Genomic DNA, 2,165 nt, shown 5'->3' with positions numbered 1-2,165 from the left:
CGCGGAGGCCGCCAGCCCGGCCCAGCCGATCCCCTCCCCCGTTCCGGCCAGCGCGAGGGCGACCCCGGCCAGGCCCACCACCGACCCGGCCAGGTGCGCGGGGCGCGGCCGCTGCCCGGCCAGCGCCCAGGAGGTGAGCAGCATGGCCAGCGGGGAGGCGGCCATGAGGGTGGCGGCGGCGCTGGTGGGCAGCAGTTGGGAGGCGAGGTAGAGCAGGACGAAGAAGGCGGCGGTGTTGAGCAGGCCGAGCAGGGCGCTGCGCCACCACCAGGCGCCGTGCGGGCGGCGGCGGGCGAGGGCGAGCAGCAGCAGGCCGGCGGGCAGGGCGCGCAGGGCGGCGCCCCACAGGGGGCGGTCGGCGGGCAGGTGGGCGTGGGTGACCCAGTAGTTGGCGCCCCAGGCGACGGGGGCGAGGGCGGTGAGCAGCACCCACCGCTTGGTGGCTTCCATGGAAGGCAATATAGCTTCCCAGGAAGCTACTGGAGTAGGGTGGGGCCCATGGAGCCCGACCAGCACGAGGACCATGTCGCCCGGGTCCAGGCCGCGTGGCGGCGCGAGCGCCCCGACCTCGACGTCTCCCCGCTGGCCGTCATCGGGCGCCTGCACCGCCTCGCCACCCGCCTGACCGCCGAGCTGACCCTCGTCTACCAGCGTTACGGCCTGGGCGAGGGCGAGTTCGACGTGCTCGCCGCGCTGCGCCGTGCCGGCGCCCCGTACGAGCGGGCGCCGGGCGAGCTGGCCGCGCACACGATGGTGACCACCGGCGCGATGACCAAGCGGATCGACCGCCTGGAACGCGCCGGGCTGGTCACCCGCCGCCTCGCCGTGGACGACCGGCGCGGGCGCGTGGTCGCCCTCACCGACGCCGGCCGGCGCCTGATCGACGAGGCGTTCACCGCTCACCTGCGCAACGAGCACCGCCTGCTGGCCCATCTGAGCCCCGAGGAGGCCGGCGCCCTGCAGGGCCTGCTCACCGCCTGGCAGCACCGCCTGGACGGCGCCGCCGGCGCGGGCCGCGGCGACGCCCACGCGGGGCCCGGGAGCCGTACGGAGCCGGACGGTACGGAGCCGGACGCCGGCGACGGGCCGTGAGAAGCTGACGCATGACCAGCGCGCCGCCCCCGGACTCCCCTCCGCCCGACCACCGGCCCGACTCCGCTCCCCCGCCCGGCTGGGAGAACCCGGCTGTGCGCGCCGACCGGCGCCTGGTGGAGATGCTGCAGGAGCTGCGGGTGCTCCAGACCGGCGTGCAGATCGTCTTCGCGTTCCTGCTCGGCGTCGCGTTCACCCCGCGCTTCACCCAGCTCAGCGACGCCCAGCAGGACATCTACGTCGCCACCCTGCTGCTGACGGTCGTCGCCGCTGCCGTCCTGGCCACCCCCGTCGCCCTGCACCGCGGGCTGTACCGCCACCCCGGCAAGGCACGGATCGTCACCGTCTCCGCCCGCATCGCCCAGGCCGGCCTGCTGCTGCTCGCCTCCGCGCTGACCGGCGCCGTACTGCTGGTCCTCGACGTCGTCCTCGGCACGGCGGCGGCGGTGCCGATCACCTGCACCGTCGCGCTGATCTTCACCGTGCTGTGGTTCGTCCTGCCCTGGGCGGTGCGCCGCTCCGCCAACCGCGACGAGGCCTGACCGCGCCGCCCCGACCGCTGCCGGGGCCGCGGGGGCCGGTCCGGAAGGCGCGCCCCGGGCCGTCTCCCCCACCCCCCAGAGCCCACCGCACCCCGAACCGTCTACCGTGCCGGTATGTACACCGACGACAGCCCCTGGGACGTCCTGCTGATCGGCGGCGCCTCCGGCATCGGCAAGAGCCGCGCCGCCGCCCACCTCTCCGCCCGGCACGGCGCGTTCGTGGTCGAGTTCGACGACGTCGTGGCCGCCCTCCAGGCCGCCACCACCCCCGCCGACCACCCCGGCCTGCACCACTTCCGCGCCCTGCCCGACCCCGACGCGCTGCCCGCCGACCACGTCCTGGAGCTCCAGATCGCCACCGCCCGCGCCCTGGACGACGCGCTGCTCGGCGTCGTGCGCAACCGGCTCACCGTGGACGTGCCCGCGATCGTGGAGGGCGACTACCTCACCCCGGCCGCCGCCGCCCGCGCCGGCGCCGAGGCCGCCCGGCAGGGCCGGCGCGTGAGCGCGGTCTTCCTGCACGAGGACGAC

Annotated in this window: 4 protein-coding genes; 3 read left to right on the top strand and 1 reads right to left on the bottom strand. The window is 76.6% G+C overall.

Going from position 1 to position 2,165, the window contains the following annotated elements:
- Positions 1–450 (bottom strand): DMT family transporter (locus tag KS423_RS44015; protein ID WP_224285295.1); only part of this gene is annotated, 450 nt, incomplete at its 3' end.
- Between the two features lie 48 nt (positions 451–498).
- Between KS423_RS44015 and KS423_RS44010 the strand changes: the two genes are divergently transcribed.
- From KS423_RS44010 to KS423_RS44000, 3 genes are all read left to right on the top strand, one after another.
- Entirely contained in the window at positions 499–1,092 is a 594-nt protein-coding gene (locus KS423_RS44010; protein WP_224285294.1) for a MarR family winged helix-turn-helix transcriptional regulator, read from the top strand.
- A gap of 11 nt (positions 1,093–1,103) precedes the next feature.
- The gene (locus tag KS423_RS44005) at positions 1,104–1,634 is read left to right on the top strand and encodes a DUF6328 family protein (RefSeq protein ID WP_224285293.1); all 531 of its coding nucleotides are present in this window, start codon (positions 1,104–1,106) and stop codon (positions 1,632–1,634) included.
- A 114-nt stretch (positions 1,635–1,748) separates the two neighbouring features.
- A partial coding sequence (locus KS423_RS44000) for an AAA family ATPase (protein WP_308020325.1) occupies positions 1,749–2,165 on the top strand: 417 nt, incomplete at its 3' end.

It is taken from the genome of Streptomyces sp. LS1784, assembly GCF_020103755.1.
GTDB lineage: Bacteria > Actinomycetota > Actinomycetes > Streptomycetales > Streptomycetaceae > Kitasatospora.
This window is presented reverse-complemented; position numbering and strand designations above follow the sequence as displayed.

Bases quoted from the DNA above. Each gene is read 5' to 3' on its own strand.
- KS423_RS44010 (WP_224285294.1), top strand. From the start codon at position 499: ATGGAGCCCGACCAGCACGAGGACCATGTCGCCCGGGTCCAGGCCGCG.
- KS423_RS44005 (WP_224285293.1), top strand. From the start codon at position 1,104: ATGACCAGCGCGCCGCCCCCGGACTCCCCTCCGCCCGACCACCGGCCC.